General features: G+C 51.1%; 13 protein-coding genes, 1 pseudogene and 1 riboswitch. Of the genes and pseudogenes, 7 read left to right on the top strand and 7 right to left on the bottom strand.

The features are described from left to right. Nucleotides 1-354: 354 nt before the first annotated feature. The 3 genes and pseudogenes from NR121_RS18560 to NR121_RS25490 all read left to right on the top strand — a co-directional run. Nucleotides 355-663 (top strand): CD3324 family protein, encoded by a 309-nt coding sequence (locus tag NR121_RS18560; protein WP_054818653.1) that lies wholly within the window; start codon nt 355-357, stop codon nt 661-663. A 111-nt stretch (nt 664-774) separates the two neighbouring features. Then, nucleotides 775-1,548 (top strand): LamB/YcsF family protein, encoded by a 774-nt coding sequence (locus tag NR121_RS18555; RefSeq protein ID WP_062409463.1) that lies wholly within the window; start codon nt 775-777, stop codon nt 1,546-1,548. Between the two features lie 34 nt (nt 1,549-1,582). Beyond that, nucleotides 1,583-1,805, top strand: a pseudogene (locus NR121_RS25490) (IS1182 family transposase); the annotation flags it as partial. Nucleotides 1,806-1,907: 102 nt separating this feature from the next. Here the strand turns inward: NR121_RS25490 and NR121_RS18550 are convergent. After that, complete coding sequence (locus NR121_RS18550; protein ID WP_054818654.1) at nt 1,908-2,048, bottom strand: hypothetical protein; 141 nt, start codon at nt 2,046-2,048, stop codon at nt 1,908-1,910. A gap of 172 nt (nt 2,049-2,220) precedes the next feature. Between NR121_RS18550 and NR121_RS18545 the strand changes: the two genes are divergently transcribed. After that, a complete protein-coding gene (locus NR121_RS18545) occupies nt 2,221-2,628 on the top strand; it encodes a gamma-glutamylcyclotransferase family protein (RefSeq protein ID WP_062411013.1) in 408 nt (135 codons plus the stop codon). Between the two features lie 16 nt (nt 2,629-2,644). Here NR121_RS18545 and NR121_RS18540 read toward each other — a convergent pair whose 3' ends face one another. After that, nucleotides 2,645-3,025 carry a hypothetical protein gene (locus NR121_RS18540; RefSeq protein ID WP_054818655.1) on the bottom strand — a complete coding sequence of 127 codons (381 nt, stop codon included), beginning with the start codon at nt 3,023-3,025 and terminating at the stop codon, nt 2,645-2,647. A 332-nt stretch (nt 3,026-3,357) separates the two neighbouring features. Between NR121_RS18540 and NR121_RS18535 the strand changes: the two genes are divergently transcribed. Beyond that, a complete protein-coding gene (locus NR121_RS18535; protein ID WP_137671147.1) occupies nt 3,358-4,740 on the top strand; it encodes a GGDEF domain-containing response regulator in 1,383 nt (460 codons plus the stop codon). A gap of 73 nt (nt 4,741-4,813) precedes the next feature. Here NR121_RS18535 and NR121_RS18530 read toward each other — a convergent pair whose 3' ends face one another. Both NR121_RS18530 and NR121_RS18525 read right to left on the bottom strand, forming a co-directional pair. Further along, nucleotides 4,814-5,851: a ribonucleotide-diphosphate reductase subunit beta gene (locus NR121_RS18530; RefSeq protein ID WP_062409461.1), complete on the bottom strand. Its 1,038-nt coding sequence runs from the start codon at nt 5,849-5,851 to the stop codon at nt 4,814-4,816. A gap of 95 nt (nt 5,852-5,946) precedes the next feature. After that, entirely contained in the window at nt 5,947-8,172 is a 2,226-nt protein-coding gene (locus NR121_RS18525; protein WP_062409460.1) for a ribonucleoside-diphosphate reductase subunit alpha, read from the bottom strand. Between the two features lie 472 nt (nt 8,173-8,644). Here NR121_RS18525 and NR121_RS18520 point away from each other — a divergent pair, with 472 nt between their 5' ends. Both NR121_RS18520 and NR121_RS18515 read left to right on the top strand, forming a co-directional pair. Beyond that, nucleotides 8,645-10,309: a copper resistance CopC/CopD family protein gene (locus NR121_RS18520; protein ID WP_074728817.1), complete on the top strand. Its 1,665-nt coding sequence runs from the start codon at nt 8,645-8,647 to the stop codon at nt 10,307-10,309. A 112-nt stretch (nt 10,310-10,421) separates the two neighbouring features. Beyond that, entirely contained in the window at nt 10,422-12,173 is a 1,752-nt protein-coding gene (locus NR121_RS18515; RefSeq protein WP_256831702.1) for a putative bifunctional diguanylate cyclase/phosphodiesterase, read from the top strand. Between the two features lie 332 nt (nt 12,174-12,505). Here the strand turns inward: NR121_RS18515 and NR121_RS18510 are convergent, their stop codons facing one another. The 3 genes from NR121_RS18510 to NR121_RS18500 form a co-directional block, all read right to left on the bottom strand. Then, complete coding sequence (locus NR121_RS18510) at nt 12,506-13,444, bottom strand: aldo/keto reductase (protein ID WP_054818662.1); 939 nt, start codon at nt 13,442-13,444, stop codon at nt 12,506-12,508. A gap of 227 nt (nt 13,445-13,671) precedes the next feature. Then, complete coding sequence (locus NR121_RS18505) at nt 13,672-14,031, bottom strand: MmcQ/YjbR family DNA-binding protein (protein WP_062411012.1); 360 nt, start codon at nt 14,029-14,031, stop codon at nt 13,672-13,674. Between the two features lie 258 nt (nt 14,032-14,289). Next, a riboswitch (cobalamin riboswitch) is annotated at nt 14,290-14,491 on the top strand. A 35-nt stretch (nt 14,492-14,526) separates the two neighbouring features. Beyond that, nucleotides 14,527-14,676, bottom strand: a complete 150-nt coding sequence (locus tag NR121_RS18500; protein ID WP_171006028.1) for a hypothetical protein — start codon at nt 14,674-14,676, stop codon at nt 14,527-14,529. Nucleotides 14,677-14,814: the final 138 nt, after the last annotated feature.

Here is a 14,814-nt window from a genome sequence, read left to right as displayed (position 1 = left end):
GACTTCAAGCAAAGCATGGTTTATAATGTGGAGCATAATGCGTATCATCAATCTAACTCAGGTGAAGGGAGTGTCATTCGATGTTTGTAAACACATTTGCATGGACCAGCGGAAAAGGGTTTGCCGACAAATGAATAGGCATTTTCTCCAACACCGTCACCTGATCGTCATTGCATGATACATGACATATTAAAGGCATTCAGGCACGATAGGGCTATCGTGTTTTTCTTTATTTTATGCCCTTGTGCTGAAATGATCGTTTTGCGAGAGCAAAACCCGATGGAGGTGTGAAGATGAACATGCTAACGACTTTCGAGGCTATGGCCATCACGGCGCGAAAGGAGGCTTTCATCGGTGGGGTACAAGAACGGAAAAGACATTTTGCCGCCCGTGCTGCTGAAGCAGCTGCAGGAGTACATACAGGGCGAGATCGTGTATATACCGAAAAAAGAACAAACCCGTGCGGGCTGGGGTGAAAACAACGGCGCCCGGCAATCGATCCAGCGCAGAAATCATGAAATTTTCCGATTATATGAAAGCGGTCACTCCGTGACGGAGCTGATTCGTCAATTCCATCTCTCGGAAGACAGCATCCGTAAAATTATCGTAAAAACGAGAGGACTTGCAGCAGACCGGCAGGAAGCGGCGACCACGAGACATTGAGCGGGGAATTATAACAGCACAGCACGCGGAACAAGCCAAAAGTGGACGCTTTTGGCTTTCTTCCCGTTTTTTTTGGATTGGGCTTGAAGTTAGGCGAAGGGGGAATCGTTCATGACCACGAAGCAGTTATTCATCGACTTGAATGGAGATATGGGAGAAAGCTTCGGAGCCTATCGGATCGGGCACGATGAGGAGCTCGCGAAGGTAGTGACGTCGGCTAATATTGCTTGCGGTTTTCATGCAGGCGATCCGGCGGTTATGCGGCGTACGGTAAAGCTTTGTTTGGAACATGGCGTGGAGGTCGGCGCGCATCCGGGACTGCCCGACCTGATGGGATTTGGACGCAGAGCAATGCAGATCACACCCGAGGAAGCGTATGATCTGGTGCTGTATCAAGCCGGTGCGCTGCAGGGGTTTGTCCGTGCCGAGGGAGGACGGATGCGCCATGTAAAGCCGCATGGCGCTTTATACAATATGGCGGCTGTACAGCGTCCGCTGGCGGAGTCCATCGCCAAGGCGGTTTATCGTTTAGATCCGGAGCTTATTTTGTTTGGTCTGGCAGGCAGCGAGCTGATTCGAGCGGCGGAGTCCATCGGTCTGAGGGCGGCGTCCGAAGCGTTCGCAGACCGGACCTACCGGGCGGATGGGACGCTGACCCCAAGGACCGACCCTGAAGCCGTGATTCGCGATGCCCGGCAGGCCGCGGACCAAGCGGTTCGGATGGTCTGCGAAGGAAAGGTAAAGTCACTGCAAGGGGACGAAGTAGCCCTTGCAGCAGACACCCTTTGCATCCATGGGGACGGGCCGGAAGCCCTGGCGTTAGCCACGCTGATCAAGGAGCGCCTGCAGCACGCGGGCGTCGCCGTCCGCCCCTATGGGATTTAGGCGCTTGTCAGCTATAACCTGCTGATAACGCTGTCTGAGGCAGATGAGCTATAAACAGCAAGCAAGGGAGCAACTTCGAAGCGAGGAAGGCTATGCATTATCGGTTCGGCGAATGATCGAGCCAGAAAGTGTATTTAGACAAATACCGACGTTTTCTGCTTCGAGGCCTGCTATAGGGGAGCCTGGATACCGGATGGCTTTCGCTTGCCCATCATTTTGCAATAGACCGGAAGCAAGAAATGGCGATGCAGGGGTAACCCCTTTGCACCGCCATTTTTTCATTTTGATATGCTTTTCTCTTATCAAGCTGGCTGTCCGTCAGGTGAGCAGACTTACTTTTGAGACAGCCCCTTGATTTTTTACTGCGGCGGTTGTCCCGACGCTTTACGAAGTTCGTTGGCCAGACGGTTGAATTCCGCTCGGGCTTCCGCGGAGTCAGTACAAAAATAGGCGGCTGACAAAAAGCGGATGATTTTGTTAGCATCTTCGGCACTAAGCAAAATGCTCCCTCCTTCCACAGGTTCCAGCGGCTTGTATTCAGTTTATGCGGGGCTGAACGAAATGCCACGGGAATGGGATCAGGGCAAATCTTTGTTCGTCTCCGGCTGCCGCAGATCTGCCCCAGATTATGATATGATAAGGGCATCCATGACCGGGAAAGGAGGCAGGGCCGTGATACCTGTATTTGTTTATGGAACGCTGCTTGTCGGGGAGGCGAACCACCATGTCGTTGCTCCCTATGTATTGTCGGTACAGTCCGGAGCAGTGCAAGGTTTATTGTACGATGCCGGTTCGTATCCCGCCCTTGTGCTGTCCGGGGAGCACGGGGAATCTCTTGTGGAAGGCCAATGGCTTATGGTCACAAAGGAAGGGCTGGAACGCATGGATGAGCTGGAGGAATACTATGGTCCGGGGAAAGTGAACGACTATGAAAGGGTGTGGATTCGGGATATGCTGAACGGCGAAAGGGAGGGCTGGGTTTATGTCTGGACGGATTCACGGAATTGCCGTCTGATTAGCAGAGGATCTTGGAGGAAGCATATCCGGGAAAAACAAAAAAGCCCAACCGATGTCGATTAAGCTTGTAAAATCCACATTATGTCCTTCTGGAATAGGGCCCCCAGCCGTCTTCCGACTTCTCGATGATTTCGGTCATCCGCATGAGGATATGATTGGCCTCTTCATCGCCGATGGAGTTTTTTAACTGATCGTATGATAAATGATCCTTCAGCAGCTTTCTCGTCACGTTGTTCTCGCGATACCAAGCCTCGGTGATGGCGAATTCTCCCTCTTTTTTGAGCCAAATTTCATGATAATAGTTCTCTTGCTCGTTCTTCGATTGAATGGCCAAATAATAAGCCTGCATTGGAATGCGGGGATCCGAAATGCGCTGATTGACCAAGGATCCGGAAGAAACCGGCTGTCCGAACGTGATGTATCTGGACACTTTTTTAATGATATGCTCCACGGAGCTCATGCGTTGTCATTCCTTCCGATAGGTCATGATGCCTAAAATTTTATAAGGTTTTTCTAAATGAACTTATAATTACATCATAACATAGTTGAAGGATTGCGAAAAATAATTCTATAGACCCATAAATGATGGAATAGTCCCAAATGATTTAATATAATAATTGTCGAAAATGATATAATGGAAGGAAAATGAATAGACGCGTAAAGGGTATTCATTCCCACATGCATCCGGATGGGGATGATGAACCGGAGAATGGAAAGAGAATCCTGGTGGAACGCAGCCATGCGGATCGGTTAGCCTGGGAAAAGAGGCAGTGAAAGGAAGGGGGAAAAAGGATGCCGAATGTGGAAAGGGAGGCCGATATGTATTCCCGGGAGCTGAATGGGCAGCAGGATAGGCATCGGCATACTGTCGGCCCTTCGCATGGGCAACGGCTTCTTGTCATCGACGACGATGATGTGCTGCGCAGCGGCTTGGTATGCAGGCTGAAGCTAGACGGGTATGAAGTGGACGATGCCGCCGATATCATGACGGCAAAGAGAATGCTTCGCGAACGGACCTACCATGTAGTCATGCTCGAGCTGATGATACATCCGATCAGCGGTTATGAGCTTTTTGAATTTATGAAAGACGATCCGAGTTTAAAATGGACACCGCTTATCGTTTTATCCGGACGCAACGAAATGCACGATAAGGTTCGATGCTTTTATTTGGGAGCGGACGATTATGTGATAAAGCCTTTCGAATATGAGGAATTGAGCGCGCGGATCTACAGCCTGCTTCAACGGACAAGGACATTCGAGCAGATGGCGTTTCGGGACCCGCTCACCGGGGTCTACAACCGGCGGTTTTTCGATCACCAGATCCAAGTGGAACTGCAGCGTATAGACCGGTATCCGGCCCCCATTTCGCTTGTATTTATCGATATCGACCGGTTTAAGTCCATTAACGACACCTATGGGCACAGCGCAGGCGATCTGGTTCTTCAAGGATTGGCGCATCTGCTGCAGAACAATCTTCGCTCGACGGATTTGCTGGCCCGCTTAGGCGGTGAAGAATTTGTCGTCGTTCTGCCGAATACTTCAGGCAAGGATGCTTTGACAACGATGGAAAGCATTCTCACGCGGACCCGTTTGGAACCCGTGGCACAAAACGAAGGTCAATCTTTCTTCATTACCTTCTCTGCAGGGGTTTGCGAGTGGGAACCGGGGATGTCGTTGGAAGCGTGGATTGCGGCCTCGGACGAAGGGATGTATACAGCAAAAAAGAGCGGCCGCAACCGGGTTGTGCTGCACCCGGGTACTTCACAGAAGGATTCGGGAGTCATGCCGTCTCCTCCTCCGGTTCGCAAAAAGATACTTATTGCCGACGACGATAACATACTGCGTTCGATTCTGGTCGCCAAGCTGAAGCATCTGCCTGTTGAATTCGCGGAAGCCGTAGATGGAGAAAAGGCTTATGAGTCATTGTTAAGTCAGCCTGCGGATTTATGTATTCTTGATGGGATGATGCCTCTGCTTGACGGATACGGCATGCTGGAAAGATTGAGGGACCGTGGAACATGGCCGGCCGGAATGAAGATACTCATTCTCTCCGGACGAAGCGGAGAGGATGATCCCAGCAGGGGGATGAAGCTTGGAGCCCATGCTTACCTGCGCAAGCCTTTTTCCATGGTGGAACTGGAGCTTAAGGTAAGGGAGCTTTTGAATATCGGTTGAGAAAATCGCAGAAGCCCGGAACGAATAGATGCTCGTTCCGGGCTTCTGCTGTTTCGGAGAATGAAGGTCGGCCTTACAGGTCGTCCCAATTCAGGTTTGACGATTTGCTGTAGTTGGTCACCTTTTGCTCGAAAAAGTCTGTTTTGATGCTGTTCATATTGCTGAAGTTTTCCACCCACTTCATCGGATGTTCAACAACTTCAGGATACAGAATTTCAAGTCCAATGTTTTTCAACCGCTCATTGGAAAGGTATTTAATATATAGATCGATGATATCATTGCTCAAGCCGTTGATCTTGTTATCGGTAATGTATTGACCCCACTCAATCTCGTGCTGGACGGCGGTTCGCATCATATTGCGCAGGTCGCCGATTAACTCATCGGTAAACAGCTCCGGATTTTCCTTGCGGATTTCGCGGAAGATGTTTTGGAACAGCGCCAAATGGGTCAGTTCGTCGCGCTGGATATATTTGATTTCCGATACGGTGCCAAGCATTTTTCCTTGACGGCCGAGCGCATAGAAGAAGCTGAATCCGCTGTAGAAGTAGATGCCTTCAAGGATGTAGTTGGCCATGATGGTGCGCATCAGATTATCCGTTGTCGGCGATTCGATAAACCGCTCGTACAAGTCTGTAATAAACCGGTTGCGGCGCAGCAAGTGCTTGTCCTCACGCCATTGATTATAAATATCGTCGCGTACTTCTGCAGAACAAACGCTGTCGAGAATGTACGAGTAGCTTTGGCTGTGCACCGCTTCCTGGAATGTTTGGACGGTTAGGCACAGATTGACTTCCGGTGCCGTAATGTAATCGTTGATGTTGGGCAGATTGGCCGTCTGCAGCGAATCCAGGAAGATGAGGAAGGAGATGATTTTATCATAGCTTTGACGCTCTGCCGGCGACAGGAACTTGTAATCCTTCGCATCTTGAGCGAGCGGAATTTCCTCCGGGATCCAGAAATTGTTCATCATCGTGCGGTACATTTTGGTTGCCCAGTCGTATTTCACATTGTTGAGCTCGATCAGGTTGGTCGTATTCCCTCCGATAATCCGGCGCTTGCCCCAATCGCGGTCTCCGTGCTCGTTAAACAGCTTCTTTTTTTGAAGTTCCATTCGAATTCATGCCTCCTGCACCCTGCGGTGTACAAATAGAGGATCGCCAGGCATGATCATACCTGCGATCCGTTCATTAAGCTTCGTGGTTGATATTAGGCGCTGCAGCTAACGCAGTCCTCTACCTCGAGGCTCTGGTTGCGGACATAGTAAACGGTTTTTAGCCCGTTCTTCCAGGCTGCCATATACAGCTCAAGGAATTCGCGAGCGGACAGCTCCGGCGTGATGTACAGATTGAACGATTGCGACTGGTCGATATGCCGTTGGCGTACGCCGGCAGCGCGGATGCTCCAGTGCTGGTCGATCCGGTGCGCTTCCTTGTAATACCACATCGTGTCCGGATTCAGGTTCGGCGCGGTCTGCGGCACGACGGCGTTTTTCTTCTCCTCAACGAAAAATTTGTTGAAAATCGGATCGATGCCCGCAGTCGAACCGGCGATCAGGGAAGTGGACGCCGTCGGCGCGATGGCGAACATCCAGCCGTTGCGAACGCCGTACTTGGCTACCTGCTCTTTGAGCTCCAGCCACTCGGGACTGTTGTAGCCGCGCGATTCGAAGTACTCTCCGGTCTGCCATTCACTTCCCTCGAATGCCGGATACGCGCCTTTTTCCTTGGCGATTTCCATAGAAGCTTTAATGGCATAGTAGTTCATCCATTCATAAACTTCGTCTGCTTTTTGCACATGCTCTTCGGATTCCCACTGAATCTGGAGCTGAGCCAGCATTTGGTGGTAGCCGCTGGAGCCAAGGCCTACGGCACGATATTTTTTGTTGGTAATTTCCGCCTGAGGGATCGGATAGTAGTTCAAATCGATGACGTTGTCCATCATCCGCATTTGCGTTGTTACGACACGTTCAATGTCTTCTTTTGTATACACGCGGCCCAGGTTGGTAGACGACAGATTGCAAACGACGAAATCACCGCTCTTTACCTGCGAGGTGATGATGCCGTCTTCGTGCTGCGTCTGGATCAATTCCGTAGGGCTCATGTTCTGGCATATTTCCGTACATAAATTCGAGCAGTAAATCATGCCCTTATGTTTGTTCGGGTTGGCCCGGTTGACCGTGTCGCGGAAGAACATGAACGGAGTACCCGTCTCAAAAGCGCTCGTCAGGATGCGCTTCATGATGTCGATCGCCGGAATTTCGTCCTTCGAGATTTTGTCGTCATTCACGCATTCCCAATAACGGCGTTCCCACTCCTCACCGTAAGCATCCTCAATGGAGTACCCCTTGACTTTGCGCACCTCATGCGGATCGAATAAATACCAGCTGCCGCGTTCCTCCACCGTCTTCATGAACAAATCGGGAATACATACACCCGGGAAAATATCGTGGGCTTTCATCCGGTCGTCCCCGTTGTTCGTTTTCAGGTTCAGGAAGTCCAGGATGTCTTTATGCCATACGTCCAGATAAATCGCCACCGCTCCGGAGCGGACACCAAGCTGGTCGACAGCAACCGCTGTGTTGTTGTAGTTTTTAATCCATGGAATGACGCCCCCGGCCACTCCCTTGAAGCCCCGAATGTTGGAGCCGCGGCTGCGGACTTTACCTACATAAATTCCCATCCCGCCGCCATGCTTGGATACTTGCGCGAAGCTTTGGTCTACGTTGTAGATGCCCCACAGGTTATCCGGCACCGTGTCGATAAAGCAGCTGGACAGCTGATGCAGCGGCTTGCGGGCATTGGCAAGCGTTGGGGTGGCCACCGTCATTTCCAGATTGCTCAGCACATCGTAGAATCGTTTGGCCCAGTAAAGCTTGTCCGATTCTTTCATGGCCAGATGCATGGCAACGCCCATGAACAGCTCCTGCGGCAGCTCCAGGATTTCTTTATTTAGCCCTTTGATCAGGTATCGGTCCGTAAGTGTCTTCAGACCGATGTAGTTTAGCAGATAGTCCCTTTCCGGTTTGATGTAGCTGCCGAGCTCCCGGATCTCTTCTTTAGTATAGTGTTCAAGAATGTACTCGCCGTACAGGCCGATTTGTGTCAGATAGGTGATCAGGGAATAAAGATCGCCATATCCGAAATGGCCGTATTTACGGTTTAACTGCGCTTCTTTATATAAATCATAGGTCAATAATTTGGCAGCCACATACTGCCAATTAGGCTGTTCCACACTGGTTTTCTCTACGGCAACTTGAATCAGCAGACGCTGTATTTCCTTGGTCGAAATTTCATTGCGGAATAACGGCAGCAAGGCGGTTTCAAGCTCCAATGGATCACAATCGGGATATGTCTCGCAAGCGAAGTCAATGACTTTTTTCATTTTGGAGAATACGAGTTCTTCCTTCGTGCCGTCTCTTTTGACGATAATCATGTTAACAGCTCCCTTTCATCAAGTAAAAAGCATGCCGCCGCCGTTCCCGCAAACGAAGCATGCCTGCTGCGTCCCGGAAGGCACACCCCTGTCTGCCATCGGGTAATCGTACCAAAGAAGCGGGCAGGTCTGCGTCTCGGAAAAGCAGTTCTTCCCTGCTGTTTTCCGAGTCGAAAGATGGCGAATCCGGCCGACTGGCTCCTGCTTAAATCGGCGGTACGGTTCAGAACCAAACCGCCTTTCTTTTTAATATCCCACAATATATCGTGGCTAAAGCTGTTTGCTAATACCATATGTAGTTGTTTGATGAGCGATAGTATGAGATTAACTCATTATCGCGCCGATTGTCAATGTATGATTTCACACAATATCCGACAAATATGTGAGTATTCCATATTCATTGTTTTGTAATTGGTTTATGTGAGTCATTTATGCTACATTTAGTGAGGACCTACTTGAAGGAGGTTTTATCATGTTTTTTAAATTTTCCGTAAGTCGGATGATTCGGCGTCCGGTTTATTTCTTGATAGTATGTTGGATGCTGGTCTTTGCACTTGGATGGGCGCCACGCGCAGACGCTCATGCCAGCTTGGTTGAAGCCGTACCTGCAGCAGGCAGCGAGCTTGTACAAGCTCCTGAACAGGTTGTTCTTACCTTTAATGAACCGTTGGAAAAAGAGCTGTACCAATTAAGGGTATATGATAAGGACAAACGGCTCGTCACGCAGCAGGGGCCGGTGATGAGCGATAATCAAACAGCGATTAAGCTGGATTTGCCGCAGCTTGGACAAGGGACTTATTTGGTGACATATCATGTCATTTCAGCGGATGGACATCCGGTGAACGGAACGTATCTGTTCGCCGTAGGCGAGAGCCTGAGCGGGCAGGCGCCCGCAGACGGGATCAGGGCCGACATGGAGCATCTTCACTATCACGACAGTGGACCATTCGATCGCTTTGGAGTGAAGGATGTGCTGCAGTTTGCTTCGCGTATCGCTTTCTACGTTACAATGCTGGGCTTTACGGGATTGCTGCTGTGGCTTCGCTGGTTCGGGACGGGCAGTCCGTTGGAGACGAAGAATCGGCTGCGCCGAAACGCAGAGCGCTGGCAGCAGTTTTACCTCATTGTTTATATTTTGTTCATGTGGGCCCATATGGGCGATTTAATCGGCGATGCCGGGGCGGGTGCGCTGCTGCGGTTGTTCTCGCAAACGACCATCGGCTATGCATGGCTCGGAGGGCTTTTGCTGGCTCTGCTTTCATTTGTCATGCTGTACCGAAATGCTCTGCTGGACTATGCATGGGTTGCTGCCGTCTGGGTTGCCAAAAGCATGCTGGGGCATGCGGCCGCCTTCCAGCCCGCCAAAGATACATTGACATTGGACTTTATGCATCTTGCCGCTTCTTCCGTTTGGGTTGGAGGGCTGCTGACGTTATTGCTGCTGTGGCGCCATGAGAGGGAGCAAGCAAGGCGGCTGTACCCTTTTTTTTCTATGGCTGCGATGATCAGTATTCTGGTGCTGATCGCGTCGGGGGTGCTGATGACCTTCATATTCCTGCCGGATATCCGTTATATCGTGGAAACACTGTGGGGCAAGCTGCTGATCGTCAAGACGGCGCTGGTGCTGGCGGTGGTCGTTACCGCATCCTTGATCCGTTATTTTTACCGGCGGAATCATGAACGGACAACTGGACGCCTGATTCGTGCGGATGTGCTGCTGATGTCCCTTATTTTGGGGATTGCCGGTGTTTTTACCTATTTACTGCCGGCTCCTGCGAATGAACCGCTGAATTGGCATGTGATGGGCGAAAAGATACACATGACGGCGCAGATCAGTCCCAACGCTCCGGGAGTCAACGATTTTACGGCGAAGGTGTGGCTGCCCGAGAAGCTCGGCAAACCGAAGCAAGTCATTATGAAGCTTCAATCGGTCGACAGTCCGGAGATCGCTCCGCTGATGGTTCCTCTGGAATCTTTTGAGGATCCGAGCTTTGAAGAATCATTTGGTATGAAAAGGCACAGCTACAAGGCCCGGGGGGCCTACCTGCCGTATCCCGGACGCTGGAAGTTGGAGGTTCGGGTCATGGACAGCAACGATGACGAAACGGTCTATGAAAAGGAAATAAGAATATTTTGATCTCTAAATATGACAAAATGCCCAAATGCGCAGGACTTCCCGACTGAAAATTCTTGTCCTTTTGAAACAGGGGAATTAGAATAGAAATATACCCTTCAGGAGGTAGCGGAGGATGAACAGGCATAAACTACGAAGTCCTGCGGGAGCGTCCGGGACAAGTAGGCCATTGCAAGGGGACGGGTTTCTGCAGCATGCTTCATTTCTGCGTCTGTGGTTTACTTTGATCGGAACGCAAGCCGGGCTGATCTCGATAAAAGGAGTGCTCGGTCTTCCCTATGATCAAGCGGATTGGGTCGCGCCCGGATTCATCTTGATTGCTGCCGGGCCGGTTCTTTATTTGTCTTTAAAGAAAAAAGCAAATCAACTGAGGGCTGCCTGGTATGCCGCATTGACTTTGCTGCTGCTGGCGGAATGTGCGGAGATGGCGACCCGTTACATCTATGCAGAATGGAACGGCTGGTTAGTCCACTTGGCGGATGCGGCAGGAACGATGCTGCTGGCGGTCCCTTTGTTGTATTTTGTTATTGCCGATCTCCGGAACAGGGATGCGACGGAACGGCGTTTACATGATTTATCCTTTCATGACCAGCTTACCGGGCTGCCGAATAGGGAGAAATTCCAGCAATCCCTTGAGGCTTCCATTGAGGCGACCCGAATAGCCAGATCCACGCTGGCTGTCCTGTTCATCAATCTCGATAGGTTCAAAAATATCAATGATACGTTCGGACACACGTTCGGCGACCGGTTGCTCATGGAAGCGGCGGAACGACTGAAGAACGGACTAAACAGCGGTGCGAGCGTATCGAGGCAGGAGGGAGACAAGTTCACCGTAACGATTGAGGAGGCGGAGCCGTCTTCGGATGTCGAGCTGGCTGCGCAAAAGATCGTTCATCTGTTCAGCAAGCCGTTTTCCATTGACGGTCACGAGCTTCGCGTGGGCTGCAGTATCGGCATAGCGAGATATCCACAGGACGGAGACGATCCGATTACGCTGATGAAGAATGCGGCCACGGCCATGTCCAGGGCTAAGGATTACGGTACGAACGGCTACCGCTTTTATACCGCCGAGATGAACGATGCGGTCATCCAGAAGCTGGTTCTGGAGGAGTGGATGAACAAAGCGCTGGAGCAGGATGAATTCGTGCTGTATTTTCAGCCTCAAGTGGATATATTCGATCATCGTTTAAACGGGATGGAGGCTCTTCTTCGATGGAATCATCCGCGGCTCGGCGTTATTTCTCCGGGTGATTTCATTCCTCTTGCGGAAGAAACGGGATTGATTATTCCCATCGGGAAGTGGGTGCTGCGAACGGCCTGTATGCAAAATAAAGCATGGCAGCTTGAGGGGTTCCCGCCGTTGAAGATGGCAGTCAACATCTCACCGGTCCAATTTTACCAGGACGACTTTGTACAGGTTGTATTAGAAGCGCTTCAGGAAAGCGGATTGGAGCCGCAATACCTGGAGCTCGAAATTACGGAAGGCATAGCGATGTATCAGCTGGACCAAGTGGTAGACAAGCTTAACACGTTGCGCGAGCTGGGAGTACATATTTCGATTGACGATTTCGGGACAGGTTTTTCCTCACTGAATTATTTGAAAAAATTTCCCATCGATAAGCTGAAAATCGCACAGCAATTCGTTAGAGATGTTACCGATGACCCGGATGATGCCGCGATCGTTCAGGCGATCATGGCGATGGCGCAAAGCTTGAACCTGAATGTCATTGCGGAAGGGGTGGAGACGGAAGATCAGCTTTCGTTTCTGCTGGAGGTCAAATGCAGGGAAATTCAAGGGTACATATACAGCAAACCGGTTCCGGCAGATGAGTTTTACGATTTGCTGAAGAGGAACATGGTGGCGTAAACCAAGCGGCCCCCATCACACTTTTGAACTGTGACCCCTAATGAAGGACACTTTGAAAAAAAGTGACCCTATTGTGGGTCACAGTTCATTTAAGGCGAGGGGGCGATTTTTTTTTTGTAAAAGTTACGCTGCGCCTGAACCAGACTGCCGGGATGTCCGCTTGGGCGGAAGAGCCGCGGCGGGTGGCATCGATTCCGCCTGATACCGGCAGGTGGAATCGGCCGGCAGACGGACTATCACATGGCAAAGCACTACCGCAAGTGAAAAAGCGACCGGAATTCCGGTGAGGAGTGCTCCTGCCGCGTCCTTGGCATTCTTAACTCAAAACCATTTTATGCTTGGTCATTGGGTTGCTGCTTCCAGCTTTGAGGGTGGCCGTCCCCCACGTAATTTGCCGCTGCGGCGTTGGCGATAACCTGCTCCGGGCTTTTGCAGCCGGGAATGACGGCAGTAACCGCAGGGTGCTTGAGGCACCAGGCTAATGCCCAAGTGGCCATATCCATACCGGCGGGCAGCTCCTTCTCCTTAATGCGTTCGACCTCTTCAAGCTTGAGGCGCGTTTGCTCGGGATCGTGCCGCTGCCGGACGTCGTTGTCGGCAAACACAGCTCCCGGCTTATATTTGCCGCTCAAGTATCCGCTTGCCAGAGGCACGCGCGCCAATACGCCAAGCCCCTGCCGCTCGCAGGAAGGAAATACCCGCTCCTCCGGCGCGCGGTCCAGCCGGTTATAAACGACTTGAATGACCTTTGAGCCGACGCGTGAGGAAGCTTCGGTTTGATGCAGGTTATCGTTGCTCCCGATGGACGTTCCGAGATGGCGGATTTTACCCGCTTGCACCTGTTTGTCCAGCATAGTCCATAAGTCGTCCTGATCAAACGCCTCGTCTGTTCCCGAATGAAATTGGTACAGGTCTATGTAATCCGTTTGAAGAGCCTTTAAGGAAGCGTCCAGTTGTTGAAGCACCTCTTGCGGGGACCAGTGCTGTGTACGATCCATATGCGCGTGGAAGCGATGGCCAAACTTGGTGGCGATCACCCAATCTTCCCGGCGTCCGCGGGAGACGTAGCTGCCGATCAGCGACTCGGACGTATGGTCGCCGTAGCATTCCGCAGTATCGATCAGATTGATGCCGCTATCCTTGGCCTGATCGAGAATGCCGTCCACTTCGGCTTGCGTGAAAGGCTTGCCCCATTCTCCTCCGAACTGCCAAGTCCCTACGCCGATGACGGAAACCTTCAAATTCGTTGCACCGAGCTTGCGATATTTCATGGACATTCCTCCTTGGATGAGTGCTTTCGGGATGTGATTCTAACTGTCCAGCCTGTACCCGATTGTACAAAAACGGGTGGCCCTATTCAAACCCGCTTTTGAAGAAAACGAGCGAGGAATCTCAAAGGCGAGGCCGTGGATGGGAGATGCCAAACGATGAAATGACGGCTTACGATGTATGGTATAGCAAGAGCGCTTAACGGGTAAGCCGCAAGTTGAAACATCGTTTACTGGAGAGACAAGCGCTGTTTTTCCGACTTGGGCAGCTTGCTGCAAACCAGCTGATAAGATTCGTCCAGCATGTCCAATATTTCGCTGTCGCCGATCGACCCGTCCAGCAGGACGGTATTCCAATGGCGCTTGTTCATGTGATAGCCGGGGTAGACGGACTTCGGATAGGTTTGTCTCGTCAGCCATACGGTGTCGGGGTCGGCCTTCAGGTTCACGCTGGGGGTACCTTGAAATGAGCCGAAAAGTGCAAACATTTTATTGGCGACGAACAATACCGGCGTTTCAGGATCAAACGGATAACGCAAGTCGGCGCCGGTTTTCTTCAATCCATAGTTGATCAGCTGTTGATGATCCATCGGCGGCAGATCTCCTTTTTTATTAATATCAGAATGTACGGCTTCGATCCGGAGGATCACGATTCCGGTATTACGGAAAAGCTTCATCTTAACACACGAACGGTTCTTCATCGAACAGGCTTCTTAGCAGAAGCTTTTCTTATGCCCTGTCGATTCCATCATAACCTTTTCGGGGTCCCGTGAAAAGTGAAAACTGATGTGGACATTAAGCGGACAACCATGCTATCATTAACTCGATTTTACCCTAATCAGCAATAGTCATCATTTTATCGAACAGGTACCGATTCCGTTCGTAAAGACGGTCTCGGTTTAAAAGGGAAGCCGGTGCAAGTCCGGCACGGTCCCGCCACTGTAAGCGAGAAGCTTTTCTGCTTGAATGACGCCACTGTCGAATGATGGGAAGGCTGCGGAAAAGCGTTGAGACGCAAGTCAGGAGACCTGCCTGTTCTGTTGAGGCCGTTCCATCCGATGTTGTGATGGCGGCTGTCAACGAAGTCACCCGATACCTACGCGGATAGGATGGTGTACGAGAGCGGTAGAAGCCATGCAGGCACGACCGTCTTTATTGAGCGCAGCCAAACGGGCGACAGCCCATGCGTAAAATAAAGCCGTGCTGCTGGTTCCCCATCCATTGTCGTCAAGCATCTTCCGGGAGGAAGATGCTTTTTTGTATTTTTGGCATGCGGAGCGAGTCCATCCGGTTTGCAGTGCTCGCCGATGTTCGGGTGCCGAATATCGGTTGGACAGCAGTTTTTTTCACCGGACAGAGGAGAATCCCGATGA

The sequence above is a fragment of the Paenibacillus sp. Pae15 genome, assembly GCF_024519685.1.
Lineage (GTDB): Bacteria > Bacillota > Bacilli > Paenibacillales > NBRC-103111 > Paenibacillus_G > Paenibacillus_G naphthalenovorans.
Note: the sequence above shows the minus strand (reverse complement) of the source record. Positions and strands in the feature narration are given on the sequence as shown.

Excerpts from the sequence above, each read along its gene's own strand:
- NR121_RS18555 (WP_062409463.1), top strand. The coding sequence starts at position 775 with ATGACCACGAAGCAGTTATTCATCGACTTGAATGGAGATATGGGAGAA.
- NR121_RS18540 (WP_054818655.1), bottom strand. The coding sequence starts at position 3,025 with ATGAGCTCCGTGGAGCATATCATTAAAAAAGTGTCCAGATACATCACG.
- NR121_RS18535 (WP_137671147.1), top strand. The coding sequence starts at position 3,358 with ATGCCGAATGTGGAAAGGGAGGCCGATATGTATTCCCGGGAGCTGAAT.
- NR121_RS18530 (WP_062409461.1), bottom strand. The coding sequence starts at position 5,851 with ATGGAACTTCAAAAAAAGAAGCTGTTTAACGAGCACGGAGACCGCGAT.
- NR121_RS18525 (WP_062409460.1), bottom strand. The coding sequence starts at position 8,172 with ATGATTATCGTCAAAAGAGACGGCACGAAGGAAGAACTCGTATTCTCC.
- NR121_RS18520 (WP_074728817.1), top strand. The coding sequence starts at position 8,645 with ATGTTTTTTAAATTTTCCGTAAGTCGGATGATTCGGCGTCCGGTTTAT.
- NR121_RS18515 (WP_256831702.1), top strand. The coding sequence starts at position 10,422 with ATGAACAGGCATAAACTACGAAGTCCTGCGGGAGCGTCCGGGACAAGT.
- NR121_RS18510 (WP_054818662.1), bottom strand. The coding sequence starts at position 13,444 with ATGAAATATCGCAAGCTCGGTGCAACGAATTTGAAGGTTTCCGTCATC.
- NR121_RS18505 (WP_062411012.1), bottom strand. The coding sequence starts at position 14,031 with ATGGATCATCAACAGCTGATCAACTATGGATTGAAGAAAACCGGCGCC.
- NR121_RS18500 (WP_171006028.1), bottom strand. The coding sequence starts at position 14,676 with ATGCTTGACGACAATGGATGGGGAACCAGCAGCACGGCTTTATTTTAC.